The sequence below is a fragment of the Micromonospora sp. CPCC 206061 genome, from assembly GCF_036906915.1.
Classification (GTDB): Bacteria; Actinomycetota; Actinomycetes; order Mycobacteriales; family Micromonosporaceae; genus Phytohabitans.
Map to the genome: position 1 here is coordinate 165,894 of NZ_JBAKHX010000001.1, position 14,779 is coordinate 180,672.

General features: G+C 70.9%; 23 protein-coding genes. 7 read left to right on the top strand and 16 right to left on the bottom strand.

Translation table 11 applies throughout. The features are described 5' to 3' along the window. Nucleotides 1–34: 34 nt before the first annotated feature. Entirely contained in the window at nt 35–223 is a 189-nt protein-coding gene (locus V6V89_RS00750; RefSeq protein ID WP_334616871.1) for a hypothetical protein, read from the top strand. A 4-nt stretch (nt 224–227) separates the two neighbouring features. Here the strand turns inward: V6V89_RS00750 and V6V89_RS00755 are convergent, their stop codons facing one another. Together V6V89_RS00755 and V6V89_RS00760 are read right to left on the bottom strand one after the other, a co-directional pair. Then, a complete protein-coding gene (locus V6V89_RS00755) occupies nt 228–461 on the bottom strand; it encodes a hypothetical protein (RefSeq protein WP_334616872.1) in 234 nt (77 codons plus the stop codon). A 53-nt stretch (nt 462–514) separates the two neighbouring features. Further along, complete coding sequence (locus tag V6V89_RS00760) at nt 515–880, bottom strand: MmcQ/YjbR family DNA-binding protein (RefSeq protein WP_334616873.1); 366 nt, start codon at nt 878–880, stop codon at nt 515–517. Nucleotides 881–1,097: 217 nt separating this feature from the next. Between V6V89_RS00760 and V6V89_RS00765 the strand changes: the two genes are divergently transcribed. Beyond that, nucleotides 1,098–1,901 carry a hypothetical protein gene (locus tag V6V89_RS00765; RefSeq protein ID WP_334616874.1) on the top strand — a complete coding sequence of 268 codons (804 nt, stop codon included), beginning with the start codon at nt 1,098–1,100 and terminating at the stop codon, nt 1,899–1,901. A gap of 291 nt (nt 1,902–2,192) precedes the next feature. On the opposite strand, the gene V6V89_RS00770 is transcribed toward V6V89_RS00765, so the two are convergent. Beyond that, nucleotides 2,193–2,729, bottom strand: a complete 537-nt coding sequence (locus V6V89_RS00770; protein WP_334616876.1) for a hypothetical protein — start codon at nt 2,727–2,729, stop codon at nt 2,193–2,195. Nucleotides 2,730–2,866: 137 nt separating this feature from the next. Here V6V89_RS00770 and V6V89_RS00775 point away from each other — a divergent pair, with 137 nt between their 5' ends. The 5 genes from V6V89_RS00775 to V6V89_RS00795 all read left to right on the top strand — a co-directional run bounded on the left by V6V89_RS00775 (nt 2,867) and on the right by V6V89_RS00795 (nt 7,129). After that, complete coding sequence (locus V6V89_RS00775; protein ID WP_334616877.1) at nt 2,867–3,997, top strand: sensor histidine kinase; 1,131 nt, start codon at nt 2,867–2,869, stop codon at nt 3,995–3,997. After that, nucleotides 3,994–4,596: a response regulator transcription factor gene (locus V6V89_RS00780; protein ID WP_334616878.1), complete on the top strand. Its 603-nt coding sequence runs from the start codon at nt 3,994–3,996 to the stop codon at nt 4,594–4,596. Before V6V89_RS00775 ends, V6V89_RS00780 begins: the two co-directional genes overlap by 4 nt. Nucleotides 4,597–4,884: 288 nt before the next feature. After that, nucleotides 4,885–5,220 carry a PadR family transcriptional regulator gene (locus V6V89_RS00785; protein WP_265251572.1) on the top strand — a complete coding sequence of 112 codons (336 nt, stop codon included), beginning with the start codon at nt 4,885–4,887 and terminating at the stop codon, nt 5,218–5,220. Beyond that, on the top strand, nt 5,217–6,152 hold the full coding sequence (locus tag V6V89_RS00790; RefSeq protein ID WP_334616879.1) for a permease prefix domain 1-containing protein: 936 nt from the start codon (nt 5,217–5,219) through the stop codon (nt 6,150–6,152). The genes V6V89_RS00785 and V6V89_RS00790 overlap by 4 nt, the downstream gene beginning before the upstream one ends. Nucleotides 6,153–6,157: 5 nt before the next feature. Next, entirely contained in the window at nt 6,158–7,129 is a 972-nt protein-coding gene (locus V6V89_RS00795) for an NAD(P)-dependent alcohol dehydrogenase (RefSeq protein WP_334616880.1), read from the top strand. Between the two features lie 270 nt (nt 7,130–7,399). Here the strand turns inward: V6V89_RS00795 and V6V89_RS00800 are convergent, their stop codons facing one another. Genes V6V89_RS00800 through V6V89_RS00860 form a run of 13 tightly spaced genes read right to left on the bottom strand, consistent with a single transcriptional unit; the run spans nt 7,400 to nt 14,741 of the window. Continuing rightward, nucleotides 7,400–7,630, bottom strand: coding sequence for a DUF6059 family protein (locus tag V6V89_RS00800; protein WP_334616881.1), 231 nt, complete (start codon nt 7,628–7,630; stop codon nt 7,400–7,402). Between the two features lie 50 nt (nt 7,631–7,680). Further along, entirely contained in the window at nt 7,681–8,109 is a 429-nt protein-coding gene (locus V6V89_RS00805) for a 3-hydroxyacyl-ACP dehydratase FabZ family protein (protein WP_334616883.1), read from the bottom strand. After that, nucleotides 8,102–8,488: a 3-hydroxyacyl-ACP dehydratase FabZ family protein gene (locus V6V89_RS00810; RefSeq protein ID WP_334616884.1), complete on the bottom strand. Its 387-nt coding sequence runs from the start codon at nt 8,486–8,488 to the stop codon at nt 8,102–8,104. Before V6V89_RS00810 ends, V6V89_RS00805 begins: the two co-directional genes overlap by 8 nt. Next, nucleotides 8,485–9,663, bottom strand: coding sequence for a cytochrome P450 (locus V6V89_RS00815; RefSeq protein ID WP_334616885.1), 1,179 nt, complete (start codon nt 9,661–9,663; stop codon nt 8,485–8,487). Before V6V89_RS00815 ends, V6V89_RS00810 begins: the two co-directional genes overlap by 4 nt. Next, nucleotides 9,660–9,971, bottom strand: a complete 312-nt coding sequence (locus tag V6V89_RS00820) for an antibiotic biosynthesis monooxygenase family protein (RefSeq protein WP_334616886.1) — start codon at nt 9,969–9,971, stop codon at nt 9,660–9,662. Before V6V89_RS00820 ends, V6V89_RS00815 begins: the two co-directional genes overlap by 4 nt. Then, a complete protein-coding gene (locus tag V6V89_RS00825; RefSeq protein ID WP_334616887.1) occupies nt 9,968–10,300 on the bottom strand; it encodes an antibiotic biosynthesis monooxygenase family protein in 333 nt (110 codons plus the stop codon). The genes V6V89_RS00820 and V6V89_RS00825 overlap by 4 nt, the downstream gene beginning before the upstream one ends. An 18-nt stretch (nt 10,301–10,318) precedes the next feature. Beyond that, entirely contained in the window at nt 10,319–10,780 is a 462-nt protein-coding gene (locus V6V89_RS00830; protein ID WP_334616888.1) for a DUF1772 domain-containing protein, read from the bottom strand. Further along, a complete protein-coding gene (locus tag V6V89_RS00835) occupies nt 10,777–11,229 on the bottom strand; it encodes an SRPBCC family protein (RefSeq protein ID WP_334616889.1) in 453 nt (150 codons plus the stop codon). The genes V6V89_RS00830 and V6V89_RS00835 overlap by 4 nt, the downstream gene beginning before the upstream one ends. 1 nt (nt 11,230) lies before the next feature. Beyond that, complete coding sequence (locus V6V89_RS00840; protein ID WP_334616890.1) at nt 11,231–11,488, bottom strand: acyl carrier protein; 258 nt, start codon at nt 11,486–11,488, stop codon at nt 11,231–11,233. Further along, complete coding sequence (locus V6V89_RS00845; RefSeq protein WP_334616891.1) at nt 11,485–12,729, bottom strand: beta-ketoacyl synthase N-terminal-like domain-containing protein; 1,245 nt, start codon at nt 12,727–12,729, stop codon at nt 11,485–11,487. Before V6V89_RS00845 ends, V6V89_RS00840 begins: the two co-directional genes overlap by 4 nt. After that, a complete protein-coding gene (locus tag V6V89_RS00850; protein WP_334616892.1) occupies nt 12,726–13,994 on the bottom strand; it encodes a beta-ketoacyl-[acyl-carrier-protein] synthase family protein in 1,269 nt (422 codons plus the stop codon). The genes V6V89_RS00845 and V6V89_RS00850 overlap by 4 nt, the downstream gene beginning before the upstream one ends. Further along, a complete protein-coding gene (locus V6V89_RS00855) occupies nt 13,981–14,415 on the bottom strand; it encodes a cupin domain-containing protein (RefSeq protein ID WP_442935050.1) in 435 nt (144 codons plus the stop codon). The genes V6V89_RS00850 and V6V89_RS00855 overlap by 14 nt, the downstream gene beginning before the upstream one ends. Before the next feature lie 5 nt (nt 14,416–14,420). Beyond that, on the bottom strand, nt 14,421–14,741 hold the full coding sequence (locus tag V6V89_RS00860) for a TcmI family type II polyketide cyclase (protein ID WP_265253813.1): 321 nt from the start codon (nt 14,739–14,741) through the stop codon (nt 14,421–14,423). Between the last annotated feature and the right edge of the window lie 38 nt (nt 14,742–14,779).

The following is a 14,779-nucleotide window of genomic DNA, read 5'->3' on the forward strand; positions in this document are numbered from 1 at the left end:
ATTAGCTCAGCGACCGGTCGGGTACGGGAGCGGCATGGATGACCGGACACAGCGGCGCGCCGACCACCTGCTCCCCGAGGAACAGGCGGCCGGCAGCGACGACGCCGAAGCGCAGGCCGAGGCGATCCTCGACGACTCGGACGCCCGAGAGGCGTACGCCGAGACCTCACCGGACCTGCGCATCGACCACCGGCGGTCCGCCGCGGACCCGATCCCTGAGTGACTGGTCAGCTGGCTAGGCGTGAGCGCAGGAGCTGCTTGCCCTTTTCGGCGCCCTTCCGGCTCTCTTCCTGGGCTCGCCGGAAGAAGTCGGCCAGCTCGGTGTCGCCGTCTCGCTCGGCGTCCTGGATGTAGGTCTCCAGGCGCAGCGCGTTGTCCAGGCAGGCCTCGGTGAACCAGATGATGTTGTAGTCCTTGTCCTTCGTGCCGGTGACCTGACCGGTCTCCTGGGTACCCGTCATCGTGTCCTCCTTGATAGGTCCGATGCAGATAGCACTACCCAGGTCCGCGTCGATTAGTCGCGCGCGTCGAGTTGGCCGGCGAGGCGCGGCGGCGCCACCACCCGGTAAGCGTCTTCGCACAGCTCGGCCAGCTCCGCCCAGTCGACCGGTCGGTCCAGCCGGATGCCCACCCAGCCGCGCCCACCCACGTACGGCGGCCGGAAGAACCGGTCCGGATCGCCCGCGACCAGCTCCTCCTGCCCGCCAGGTGGGGCGGCGCACCACAGGTGCGGGAAGTCATTCTGGTGGTGACCGTCGATCCACAGCGTCACGAACGCCTTCTTGTCGCGCACGAACCAGGTCGGTGCTCCGTGGCTGGGGCGCTCCGTCACCTCTGGGAACGCGAGGCAGATCCGTCGCAGTTCGGGCAAGGCGTCCATGCGGACCGACCCTACTCTCCCCCATGCTCACTACTGTGATGTAACTGTCCGTGAGTCCCCATGATTCGGAGTGGCTCATGCCGCGAGCTGGAATAGTTCGGGGCTACCCGGTCAGGTATTTCTAAGCTTTTCCGGAAGCCCCTGTGACCTGCGATTTCGTTGTCTCGACAGGCCGCCGGATGGCCCCATTCCGTGATCCGCGTTGAACCAGCACCCGGTGGGCGCCGTACTCGCAATCAACCAAGGCATCGATGTCCAGCTACGAGGAGTGATGATGGGATTGCGTGCGTACCGCAGGAGCCAAGGTATCCAGGGCCACCGGCGCAAGGTCATCGGTGCCGTGGTTGTCAGCGGTGTCCTGGTCGCTGCCGGGATCGGTGGCGTACAGCTCGCTTCCGCCACCACCACCCCGAAGGCCGCCGATCTCATTACGGTGAACGGCCAGCAGTTCGACGTGTCCCAGTGCGAGCAGTTGGAGATCAACGGCGAAGAGGTGATCTGCGACGGCGCGGAGCTGGCCCCGGAACAGGAGCAGGACGCCAATGAGGCGGCCCTCGCTTCGGCTCAGGCGCTCGAGGCTTCCTGCGACGAGTTCGCGGCGGACGTACAGGCCGTCGAGGACGGGCAGGCGGCCGAGGACGAGCAGGCCGCCGAAGAAGAGGCCGCCGAAGAAGAGCAGACCGCCGAGGAGGCTCGGGCGGAACGCAAGCTCCTCGCCAAGAAGTGGTCCGCGGCGATGGATGCCGCCGAAGAGAAGCAGAACGCGGCAGGCGAAAACGCTGCAGGCGAAAACGCTGCAGGCGAAAACGCTGAGGACGAGAACGGCCAGAACGAGGAGGCCGCCGCGGAGGCCGTGACCTCGGCCCAGGCGACGCTGCTGCAGGCCTGCCTCGCGCTGGCCGACGCCAAGGAGGCCGCCGGCGTGGCCGACAACGGAGCGGACCAGCAGGGCGCCGAAGAAGCGAACGGCGCGGACGAGAACGCCGAAGAGCAGGACGCCGAGGCGAAGACGACAGAATGAGCTGAGCAAGAACGACGTGAGGCGCGATCCCGGAACCCCGGGGTCGCGCCTACGTCATTCCCAGGTGTCAGGCCGCCGGCTTCCCAGCGGCGTCACCTACCCGCGAGAGCGGGTTCGAGGTCGGGCTTGCCCGCTGGCGGCCGGGCGTCGTCGTGCTGCCTGAACAGTTTGCTGGGCCACCACATCAATCGACCCACGTCCAGCAGTCGGCCCTGGCGGGGCTCGTCGAGCATCCGGTACGACAAGGTCGATCCCGGCCGGGCCATGGACCGGTGGCACGAGAGTAGGCGGTCACAGCAGCATAAGTTCGAGTCCGATCAGGATGTCGAGGACCCCGCACCATTCGGCGTACGAGCGCGCGACCGTCTTGTCCCGGTGCAGGTGGACGAAGTCCCAGATCCCGTGCAGCAACCAGCCTGCGCCCACGATGTACCGCCCGAGGTCGGGGTCCACGGCAAGCCCGACGAGCGCGAGCACCCCGAAGCCGACCATGCCCAGCGCCTGCAACTGGAGCTCGCGGGACCGGCGCAGGTCGCCGTCGATCGCGCCCCACAGGAACACAAGCAGGGCCACGAGAACGAAGAACACGGCCGGCGACACCACGTCGAGCAGCTTGAGTCCGAACAGTACGGCTGAGCCGCCGATCAGGATCGGCCAGGACGCGGCGCGCTTGCGGAGCTTGGCCACGAGGACGTACAGCAAGGGCAGGATGGGCAGGATCTCGCCCATGGCGGTCACGGTGCTCGATGTATCGCTGCCACCCGCGGTGAGGACAGCCAGTGCGACGGCGGCGGCGGCGGGCCAGCGCCGCAGGATCCAGCGGATCATCGGGGATTCTCCTCCAATACGGGGCAGGGGTATTCAGACTCGCGATACCGGAGCGCGGCCGGTAGTGCCGTATCCACACCTGATCTCCTGACATTTGTCACGCGCTGCCTGGGCGGCTGAGCTGCGAGAATGGCCAGATGCGGGGGTTGCGCTGGTACACGTGGTCGGCGGTGGCCGGCATGGCGGCCGTGGTCCTGGTCCTCGCCGTTGGCGGGTGGCTGCTCGATTCCGGGACGCCCGGATGGGCGCGGGCCACCGGTGCCGTCGCGCTGCCGGTCACTGTCGGCGCGACCACGGTCCTGCTGAGCCGTCGCCTGACGGGCACAGTGGGCGCGGACCTCGGCGCCAGGTGGCTCGCCGCGGCCGGAGCGGGTGCCGCGGTGCTCGGCGCCCTCGTGCTCGCCGACCGGAACTACGGGCTTTGGGCGGTCGCACCGTCCATCGTGGTGTCTGCCGCGGCCACGTTTCTGCCGCCGCGACGCCAGTGGATCGCCATCGCCGTGGCGGCCGCCGCGCTGGCGGTACCAGGGGCGCTCGTCAGCCTGGCCACCGATGACGGCGAGCTGCCTTACGCGGCCGCGTTTCCGGCCGGTCTGCTGGTCTTCACGGCGTGGGTGACTGTCGGTCCGCTGTGGGTGTGGGACGTCGCGGAGCGCCTGCATCGCGCACGCCGCGTCGCGGCGGAGCTCGCGGTGGCGGACGAGCGGCTGCGGTTCGCCGCTGACCTGCACGACATCCAGGGCCACCACCTGCAAGTCATCGCGCTCAAGAGCGAGCTCGCGGAGCGGCTGGTCGCCGCCGACCCGGCGCGGGCCGCCGCTGAGATGGCGGAGGTGCGTCGGCTCGCGGCCGACGCGCTGCGCGACACCCGCGCGCTCGTGCAGGGGTACCGTCGCACGACGCTCGAAGACGAGATTGCCAACGCGACGCGGGTGCTCGCGGCGGCCGACATCGACGCCCGGATGGACGTGGCACCGGCTCCGGACCGGCTCTCCGAATCCAAGCGGCACCTGTTGGGACTGGTGATGCGCGAAGCGACCACGAACGTGTTGCGCCACAGCCGCGCGGCGCGCGCCGACGTCGAGTACCAGATCGAGGGCGAGCGCGCACGGCTGCGCGTGAGCAACGACGGCGCCGGACCACCCGGCGCGCCCAGCGGGCTGGAGACGCTCGCGGCGCGGCTGGAGGCGGCCGGCGGCGAACTGAGCTGGCGGTACGACGGCGGCCGATTCGTCGTCGCGGCGGCCCTGCCGGTGGGTGCGGCATGATCCGCCTGCTGCTCGCCGACGACGAAGACCTGATCCGGGGCGCCCTCGCGGCGCTGCTGGCCCTGGAAGACGACATCACCGTGGTGGCCGAGGCGGCGACGTCCACGGACGCGGTGCGGCTGGCGCTGGAGCACCGGCCCGACATCGCGGTGCTCGACCTGGAGATGCCGCCGACCGACGGGCTGAGTGCCGCGACGGAAATCCGCGCGGCGCTGCCGACCCGCATCGTGCTCGTCACGCGGCACGCCCGTCCGGCCGTGTTGCGGCGCGCGTTGGCGGCCGGCGTCACCGGCTTCGTGCCGAAGACGACGGCCGCGAGCCGGCTCGCGGAGATCCTGCGCGACGTCGCCGCCGGCAACCGTTACGTAGACCCGGAAATCGCCGCGTCCGCGCTGACCGAGGGCGCGTGCCCGCTGACCGATCGGGAATTGGAGGTGCTGCGCGCCTCCCGCACCGGCGACTCCGTCAACGAAATAGCCACGCGCGTCCACCTGGCCCCCGGTACGGTCCGCAACTACCTGTCCGCGGCGATGGGCAAGCTCGGCGTCAGCTCCCGGCACGCCGCTGCCCACCGCGCCTGGGAGGAAGGCTGGATCTGAGGTGCTCGCTCCCCCGCCGGATCTGACGTTGGAGGCGCCGGCACTGGGACGTCGATGACCCTCTCGACTACCAGCCGGTCGGATGGGGCAGCCACCACTACCGGCTCGGCGACCAGTGGTTCGTCACAGTGGACGAACTGGAGATGAAGCGGCGCACGCGTGGCGAGCCGCTCGACGGGGCCTTCGACCGGCTGCGGCGCAGCCTCGCCGCCGCGCGCGGCCTCGCCGAACAGGGTCACGCAGGGTGGCCCTTTACAATAGTGTGCGCCACACAGTATCGTGTGATGCATGCCCGAAGATGAGCTGCTCGCCACGCACCTCCAGGAGCTGCGCAGAGGCACCGTCGTGCTCGCCTGCCTCCTCATCCTCCAGCGGCCGAACTACGGGTACGCCCTGCTCGACCTGCTCGAGAAGTACGGCTTCGCTGTCGACGCCAACACCCTCTACCCGCTGCTGCGCCGCCTGGAGAAGCAGGGGCTGCTGACCAGCGATTGGAATACCGACGAGTCCCGGCCGCGCAAGTTCTACCGCACCAGCGCCGACGGCACGGCACTCGCGCAGACCCTCAGCCACGACTGGGACGAGCTTGACGCCGCGTTCCGCAGCCTGAAAGGCGAGTCATGACCCTCACCGACCGATACGTCGACGCGGCCCTGCGCCGCCTGCCCGCCCGCCAGCGCCCCGACATCGAGCGCGAGCTGCGCGCCTCCATCGCCGACGCCGTCGACGACCGCGTGGACGGCGGCACCGACCCCGACGCGGCCGAGGTGGCCGTGCTCACCGAGCTCGGCGACCCGCAGCGGCTCGCCGCCGGATACGCCGACCGGCCGCTGCACCTCATCGGGCCCGCGCTGTTTCTGGACTACACGCGCCTGCTCGCCATCCTGCTCGCGACGGTGCTGCCGGCGGTCGCCGCCGTGGTCGCGCTCATCCGTGCCATGGACGACGCGGACGCCGGGACGGTGGTCGCCGACGCGTTCAGCGCGACGTTCACCGCGGCCATCCACATCGGATTCTGGACCACGGTGCTGTTCGCCGTCATCGAGCGGTTCCCCGGGCAGCATTGGCAGATCCGCACATGGACACCCAACGCACTCCCCGAGCCCCCCAGCCGCCGCCTCAAGTACACCGAGCTCGCCCTCGAAACCGCCGCGACGGTCCTCTTCAGCACTCTCATCCTGCTCACGCCCGTCGTGAGCACCGAGAAAGACGCCAACGGCGACCCGATCGGCCTGCTGGCGCCGTGGCTGTGGGACACCGGCGTCGTCTACGGCTTTATCGCGCTGGTGGTCGTGGCGCTCGGCTTCTCGTTCGCCCGGTACTACGGCCGGTGGAACGTGCCGATCGCCATCGCCCGCGGGCTGGCCACGATCGCGTGCTCGATCCTGCTGATCGCGCTCGCCGCCAACGACCGGATTCTCAATCCCGAATTCATCGCCGCGGCCGGCTGGTCCGGCGACGTGAACCGCTGGGTCTACATCGGAGTCGTCGCCACCTCGATCGGCACGCTCGCGCACGCCGTCGTCGAGGCCGCCAAGCAGGTCCGGAAAGGGTGAAGAAAATGAAGGCGATCGTCTACAACGAATACGGAAACGCGGACGTGCTGCGATACGCAGATGTGGACACCCCTTCGATCGGCCCCGAAGACGTACTCGTACGAGTACACGCCTCGTCCATCAACTTCGCCGACCACACCGTCATGCTGCACGGCTTCCCGAAGGTCGCACGCCTCGCCACCGGCATCCGGCGGCCCAGGGTAAACATCCTCGGGCGCGACATCGCCGGCACCGTGGCCGCGGTCGGCGCCCAGGTCACCGAGCTGGCGGTGGGCGACCGGGTGTTCGGCGAGGTCAACCAGCGTGGCTTCGCCGAGTACGCCGCGGCGCGGGCGGCGCACCTGGGCCGGATACCGGACGGGGTGAGCTTCGAGCAGGCGGCCACGCTGCCGGTCGCCGCCACCACCGCCCTCCAAGCGCTGCGCCTCGGCGGCGCCGGGCCGGAGCGCACCGTGCTCGTCAACGGGGCGTCCGGCGGGGTCGGGACGTTCACGGTACAGCTCGCCAAGGCTCTCGGCGCGCACGTCACCGGCGTGTGCAGCACCCGCAACGCCGACCTGGTGCGCTCCATCGGCGCCGACGAGGTCGTCGACTACACCCGCGACGACATCACCAAGGGCGCGGCCCGCTTCGACGTCATCGTCGACCTGGCCGGCGGGTACTCGCTCGGAGGGATGCGCCGGCTGCTCAACCCCGGTGGCGTCTTCGTGGCGTCCAGCGGCACCGGCGGGCGCGTGCTCGGCTCGCTGCCCCGACTGGCGGCCATCGCCGCGATCGCGCCGTTCCACCGGCAGCGCAAGGTGCGGGTCGCCGTCACCAAGCGCAGCATCGCCGACCTGGAGCACCTCGCGGGGCTGGTCGCGGACGGCACGCTGGCACCAGTCATCGAGCGCACGTACCCCCTGACCGAGACCGCCGACGCCATCCGCCACCTAGAAGCCAACCACGCAAAGGGCAAACTAGTCCTAACCATCTAACCCCACCGCCCCGCGCGCCGCGGCCGCCTTGGCTGCCGCCTTGGCTGCCGCCTTGGCCCGCCGCCCTGGCCGCCCCCTCGCCGCCCGCCGGCCGCCCCTCTCCCCGCCGATCAAGGGCAAACGCACGTGGTTCGATCTCTTTTCCACGTGCGTTTGCCCTTGATCAACGCAATCTTCCCTGATCGGCGCCCGCCGCGAGCGGGTGCCGACGCACGTGGTTCGATCTCCCTCCACCCGCGGCCCTGGACGCCTCCCCGCCGCCGATTGGCGTCACGGTCGCTCGCCGAGCTGTGCCCACAGACGACGCTCCACCGGCGTCGGTGGCACGTGCCGGGCCAGACGCTCGGGCGAGGCGGGCGGCGGCTCGTCGACTCGCGGCAGGTCGGGGTCGGGGTTGGGCACGGGCCTTCTGGGCAGCTCGTGGCCGACTCCGAAGTAAGCCGCACCCACGTGCGAGCAGCCCGCGACGAACTCTCGGGCGATCATCCGCAACCACCGCATCCACATACCGTGCCGCCTCACTATCGCGTGGCGCTTGAGTGCGGCTGAAGTCAGGTGGCGCGGCGCGCCAGCACGATCTCCCGGACCTCCAGCGCGGGCACCCCTCCGCGCTGCTGCGCCAGGTCCGTGCGGCCGGCCAGGATCGCTCGGCGGGCGGTGGCCGAGCGGAGGACAGCCTGGTGACGCACCACGTCGCCGGGTTGGGCAGCGGCGCCGAAACGGGCGCCGCGTACGGCGGCAAGCAGCACCTCGGCCGGGCCGTCGGCCTCGAGGTCGGCCAACCAGAGCAGGGCCGCCGTCTGGATCAGGGCTTCCAGCAAGAGCACCGCCGGGTACGGGCCAATGCCGGCGGCGTAGCACGGCTCACGGGCGCTGATCACGGACACCGCCTCCAGCTCGATACCGGGTCGCACGCTCACCACCCGATCCACCAACCGCATCGGGTACCCGTGGGGCAGCAACCGGAGCAGGTCATCCATCGTGGACCGCCCGCACGTCCACGACGCAGTGCCCGACCCGCGCGCCGATGCTGTCCAGCGCCACCACGCGCGCCCTGATCACACCCGGGGATGGGGACTGCTCAGGCACCCGTTTCACGTCGAGGAGCGCCACGTCGCCCGGCCGCAGTGGCGCCGCGAACCGGGCCTCCACGACCGCCACCAGCGTGACGGGCCCACCCAGCAGCCCCGCGACCGCCTGCCTGGCCGACTCCACCAGAAACACCCCCGGATAGATGGGTTCGCCCGGAAAGTGTCCAACAAGGTACGGATCGTCGGCCACGATCCGCTTGACGGCGGTCGCCGCGGCCCCGCCGTCGCGCACCGCCAACGAGTCGACCGCCCGCAGAAACGTCGTCACCAGCGCACCGGGATCTCCTCGTAGCCAGCCAGCCGCATCCCCTGCTGCCACCGCAGCTCTCCGGCGGGCACGGCGAGCCGCAACGACGGGAAGCGGGCGCACAGCGCCCAGAACACGATCTGCAGCTCGGCTCGGGCGAGCGCCGCCGCGAGGCAGAAGTGGATGCCATGGCCGAACGTCAGGTGCTGGTTGGCCGCGCGGGCCGGATCGAACGCGTCCGGGTCGGCGAACACGTCGCCGTCCCGGTTGGCCGCCCCGATCGCCACCAGCACGGTGCTACCGGCCGGCACCAGTACACCGCCGAGCCGCACGTCGGCGACGGCGATCCGTAGCTGCGCACCGTCACCCGGCGGCGCGTACCGCAGCAGCTCCTCCACCACCGGGTCCACCGTGGACGGGTCCTGGCACAGCGCGGCGTACCGGGACGGCGAGCTGAGCAGCGCCACGGCGCCGTTGCCGATCTGATTGCCGGTGCTTTCGTGCCCGGCGAACAGCAGCAGCAGCGCCTGCGACACCAGCTCGGAGTCGCTGAGCCGGCCGCCCTCGTCGCGCGCGGCGATGAGCGCGCTGAGCAGGTCGTCACCGGGCCGCGCCCGCTTGACGGTGATCAGCCCGCCCAGGTATCCGCGAAACTCGTCGCGGGCCGCGCGGATCTGCTCCGGCGGGTACGCGGTGAGCCCCGACATCCGCGTGGACCAGTCGGCCAGCCGGTCCCGGTCCACATCGGGCACGCCGAGCAGCTCGGCGATGACGAGGATCGGCAGCGGCTTGGCGAGGGCGGCCCGCAGGTCAGCCGGCGGCCCGGCGTCCGCCATCGCGTCGAGAAGCTCGGTGGTCAGCTCGGCGATGCGCGGCCGCAGCCCTTCGACGCGGCGTGCGGTGAACGCCTTGCTCACCAGCCGCCGCAGCCGGGTGTGCTCGGGCGGGTCGGCGCTCATCATGCTGTCGTCACGGGCCATCGGCACCGGGGCCGCGGCGCCGGGCCGGTTGCGGTTGGCGGAAAAGCGCTCGTCCGACAGCACCAGCCTGGCCTGTTCGTGCCGGGTCACCAGGTATGCCTGGCCGCCGGTCGGCATGGTCACCAGCGCGGGAGACGCGGTGGACCGCAGCATCGTGAACTCGTCCGGCGGCTGTACCGGGTCCACCCGGTCGAACGGATACCGCAACACACTCACTGGTACGCCGCCTTCACCTCGAAGACCCCGTAATGTGGACGCTCGCCACTGCGATCCTGGTACGGGCGGAGCGGCGAGGTCCGGCCCCGATGGTTGGGGCCGGACTCCCACGCCTGAAACGCGGCCAGGCTCTCCCACTCGCTCCAGACCACATAGGACCGGGGGTCGGCGACGTCCTGGAGAAGCTCGTTGCGTGTCAGGCCGGGCGTGCCCTTCATCTGCGGGCTGACCTCGTGATAGCCGCGCTCGACCGCGTCCGGGTCGCCGTCGGGAGCGCGGTAGAAGATGAGCACCCGGGCGGCGCTCATTCCGCTACCGCCAGCGGCTTGGCGAGGTCGACGGCCATCGTCATGGTGGTCATCGAGCCGCCAGTGCGATACGGGTGCAACCGCCGGCGGTGCTCCAGGTGCTGGTCGCTGCGCTCGAACACCCGAAAGCTCGGCTCGTCGACCCAGTCGCTGATGATGTAGTACACGGACTCTTCGTCGTTGCTGCGCAGCAGCCACTGCCCGAGGTTGGCCGGGTCACCCGTCACGGCGTTCCCCACGCCGCGCCAGGCCTCCTCGAAGGCCGCCTCCTGGCCGGGGGCGATCTGCGCGCGCAGCAGCACCCGGAAGACGGGCTTGGTGTCGCTCACGTCTTACTCCTTCCGATGTCAGACCACGGTGGACACCAGCGCGGCGTTGCACAGCAGGGCGAGCACGGCCAGCGCGGTGCGGACGAGGTTCCAGTTGCGCCAGCGCATCCGAGGGTCGACCGCCGCCCAGTCGGCGGGCGGGCGCTGCGGGTCGAGCCGGCTGACCCACTTGTTGATGGGCACGTTCTTGGTGATGGAGACCGCGACGGCGGCAACCAGCAGTGCCGCGCCAGCGGCGGCGAGGCCACGCGCCGCCGCATTGGGTGCGGTGGCGGCTAGCGCCACGTCGGCGGCCAGCCCGGTCAGCAGCGCGATCGGCATGAACGGATCGAACCGCGTGACGAGGAACTGGTGTACCGGGATATAGTCCTTTGTAGACAGGGCGAGCAGCAGTGGCGCGCCGCCCAGCGCGGAGATCATCAGACCGCCGGCGGCCAGCCCGCTGCCCATGAGGGCCAGCGGCAGCAGTACCCGGATCATGCCGCCTCCGCCTCCAGCACCCGCTTGATGTTCGCCATCTCGACGGCGGTCTGCTGGTTGAGGAAGCGCTCCGCGCCCCGGTCGTCGACCGGGGCGGCCGGCGTCACCGCGAACTCCTGCACCCAGCGCAGCTCGACTCCGTCGGCCACCTCGCGGTAGGTCCACGTCAGGTTCATGTACTCAAGCAGCGGCCCCGCTTCGACCCGCCGGGCGCGCACGGTGCGGCTGTCCGCGTCGGGCGTGCGCTCGGAGACCCAGGTGTGCTGCTCGCCGTGCTCGTCCGGGTGCGTGGTGAGCCGGAACCGCACGGTGCCGCCGTCGTCGCGCAGGATCTCCGCTTTGGCGTACTCGGTGAACAGGCTCGGCCAGTTGGCGACGTCGTTGGTGCGCCGCCAGACCAGGTCCATGGGCGCGGCGATGACCACCGCGTTGTCGGTGCGGCCGGGCATGTCAGGCCGCCGCGGCGAGCTGCTGGTTGATGTAGTCAACGACGTCACGCGGGGTCTTCATCCTCTCCACGGCCTCGTCCGGCACCGGGATCCGGTAGGTCTCCTGGAGGCGGGCCGCGACCTCCAGCACCGCCAGCGAGTCGAAGGCCAGGTCGCTGAACGTACGGTCGAAGATCTCGCCCTCCAGTTCGGCGGTCTGCTCGTTTCCGACGCAGGCCCGCATGATGTCGCGCAGCTCCTCGTTGGTCAGCAGGTTCATCGGGTTGCTCCCTCCATGGTGGATACCGAGTGCAGGACGACGGCCGCGTTGAACCCGCCGTAGCCGCGGGCGACCACCAGCGCGCAGCGCACCGGTGCTCGCCGCGGCTGATCCAGGACCAGGTCCAGTGGATGGCCGTCGGGGGGTCGCACGTTGACGGTCGGCGGGATGAGGCTGTCACGCATCGCCAGCACGGCGCTGACGGTGTCCAGGGCGCCGGCACCCGCGTACAGGCGGCCGGTCATCGTCTTGGGGGCGGTCACCGGCACCGCGTGCGCGCCGAACACGGCCGACAGCGCCTCGGTTTCGTGCCGGTCCAGCGCTGGGACGCCGTACGCGTCGGCGAAGACCGCGTCCACCTCGCCCGGCTCGATGCCGGCGTCAGCGAGCGCGAACTCGATTGCCCGCCGCAGGGTCGGCGGGCGGCGGGTGTGCGGTGGCGGGTCGAAGGTGGCCGCGTACCCGCTGATCCGAGCGTAGACGCGAGGGGCGCCCCGGGCGCGCGCGGCCTCCGCGTCCTCGACGACAAGGATCGCGCCGCCCTCCCCCGGCACGTACCCGCGGGCGCGGGCGTCGAAGGGCAGGTACGCGTCGTGTGGGCGGGTGCCGCCGCTCATCCGCTGGTTGGCCATCTGCGCCACGAGCCCGGCCGGGGAAAGGGAGGCGTCTGTGCCGCCGCTCAGCACCAGCCGGGCGCCGCCGCGGCGAAGCTGCCGCCGTGCGCTACCGAGCGCGTCCAGGCCGCCCGCCTGCTCGGTGGCCACCACGCCGCAGGCGCCTCGCAGACCGTACCGGATGGACAGTTGCCCAGTCGTGGCCGCGTAGAACCACGCCACCGACATGAACGCGCCGACGCTGCGCGGGCCTTCGCGCCACAGCTTCTCCAGCTCGCGCTGCCCGAACTCGGCGCCGCCGGACGAGTCCGCGGTCACCACCGCCAGCTCGTACTCGGGCAGCGCCGCCAGGTCATCAGCGGTGAGTCCGGCGTCCGCCAGGGCGTCGTCCGCGGCGGCGAGCGCGAAGTGCGTCATCCGGTCGGTCTGCGCCCGCACCCGCGGCGGCACGCCGGCCGCGTCGAAGCCGCGCACCTCGCCGGCCAGCTTCACGGTGTATCCGCTAGGGTCGAAGCGGCTGATCCGGTCGATGCCGAGCCGGCCCGCGAGCGTGGCTTCCCAGTACGCGGGCACGCCCACGCCCACGGGGCTGACGACCCCGATCCCGGTGATGACGGCCTCGCTCATGGGCGCCCGCCGTCACGGTCGAGCATCACGGCCGTCTGGAAGCCGCCGAAGCCGCTGCCCACGCTCAGCACCGTGTCGACCCGCATCTCCCGTGCCTCGTTGGGCACGTAATCCAGGTCGCACTCGGGGTCGGCGGAGGTGTAGTTGGCGGTCGGCGGCACCACACCGTGCTCGATGGACAGCGCACAGGTGAGTAGCTCGATCGCACCGATCCCGCCGAGCGAGTGGCCGATCATCGACTTGATGCTGCTCATCGGTACCCGATAGGCGTGGTCGCCCAGCGCCGACTTGACCGCGGCGGTCTCGTGCCGGTCGTTCTGCCGCGTGCCGGAGCCGTGCGCGTTGACGTAGTCGATGCGTTCGGGCGCGAGCCGGCTCTGCCGCAGCGCCACCCGGATCGCCTCGCCCAGCTCACGCCCGTCCGGCTTGAGCCCGGTCATGTGGAACGCGTTGGCGCGGCTGCCGTACCCGGCGATTCCACAGTAGACGTGGGCGCCGCGGCGGCGGGCCCGCTCGCGCTCCTCCAGGATCAGCACCGCGGCGCCCTCGCCGAGCACGAGGCCGTCGCGGTCGGCGGAGAACGGCCGGCAGGCGTGCTCCGGGTCGTCGTTGCGGGTGGACGTGGCGTGCAACGCGTCGAAGCAGGCCACGGTGATCGGCGAGATCGGCGCGTCGGTGGCGCCGGCCACCACGATGTCGGCCGAGCCTTCCTCGATGAGCTGGCTGGCGTACCCGACCGCGTCCAGTCCGGACGTGCAGCCGGTGGACACGACCGCGACCGGTCCTTCGGCGCCGCAGTCGAGCGCGACCTCCTGCGCCATCGTGCTCGGCACCATCGTCTGATACAGGTAGGGCACCGCGTAGCTCTCGTCGCACAGCCACCGCTGCCCGCCGTCGCTCGTCACGACGTACTCCTGCTCCATGAGGATCGTGTTGCCGACCGCGTTGCCGATGCTGACGGCGGTGCGGCTGACCGGCAGATCAGCCACCTCAAGGCCGCTGTCGGCCAGCGCCTCCCGGGCGGCGACGACGGCGAACTGGGCCGCCCGGTCCATCCGCCGGATCTCCTGTGGCGTCAGGCCGGCCGCGCGGGCGTCGAAGTCACACTCGGCCGCGACCCGGCAGCGGAAGGCTGACGCGTCGAACAGCGAGATGGTGCGGCTGGCCGGCTTTCCCGCGACGAGGAACTCCCAGTACGGCTTGACGCCGACGCCACCGGGCGCGACCACGCCGAGCCCGGTGACGACCGCGCTACGCGGCGCCATTGAGGCCGCCGACCTTGGGATCCTCGCCCGGACCGGTGGTGGGCTCGGTGTCGACGTGCCCGAGCGCCGGGTCCGGTGCGAGCGGGCTGGAGTGGAACACCACGAACGCCGGCTCGGTGCCGCGGTTCTCGATGCGGTGCCGCGTGTTCATGGGCACCATCACCGCCTCACCGGCCACGACGTCGAGATGCTGGTCGCCGCTCGTGACAAGCCGCACGCTGCCGCTGACGACGTAGAGGAACTCCTCGGAGTATGGGTGGTAATGCTCGGAGACGCGCTCCCCGGGCGCAAGCGTGCCCACGCCCATGAAGCCCGACTTCGCGCCGACCGTGAGTGGGCTGAGTACCACACGCAGGTCGCCGCCGCGCTTGCGATTGGCCGCCACCTCGCCGGCCTTGATCTTCCTCACCGTGGCGTCCATAGTGCTCAGTCCGCCGTCCATGAGTAGAAGGGCGTGGCCATCGAGTCCTTCGGCTCGCGCCACGAGGGGTGGTAGGGGCGCATGTAGGCCGCCAGCTTCGTGTTGACGTCCTGGAACAGCGGGTGGCTGCGGTTGCGGTACAGCGGCTCTGTGATCTGCTCGCCGGACTCGATGAGATGGAAGTACAGCTCGTGGAAGTGGAACAGGGTGCGGCGGCGTACACCGATGAGGTGCGGCAGTTCGGTCGCGTCGGACTCGGCGAAGAGACCGCCGACCGCTTCGGCGTCCTCGGGACGCATGCGAGCGACGATGAGCGTACGGGACATGCCGGAATACTGTGCGTACGCGTTCAAGGACCGCTGGA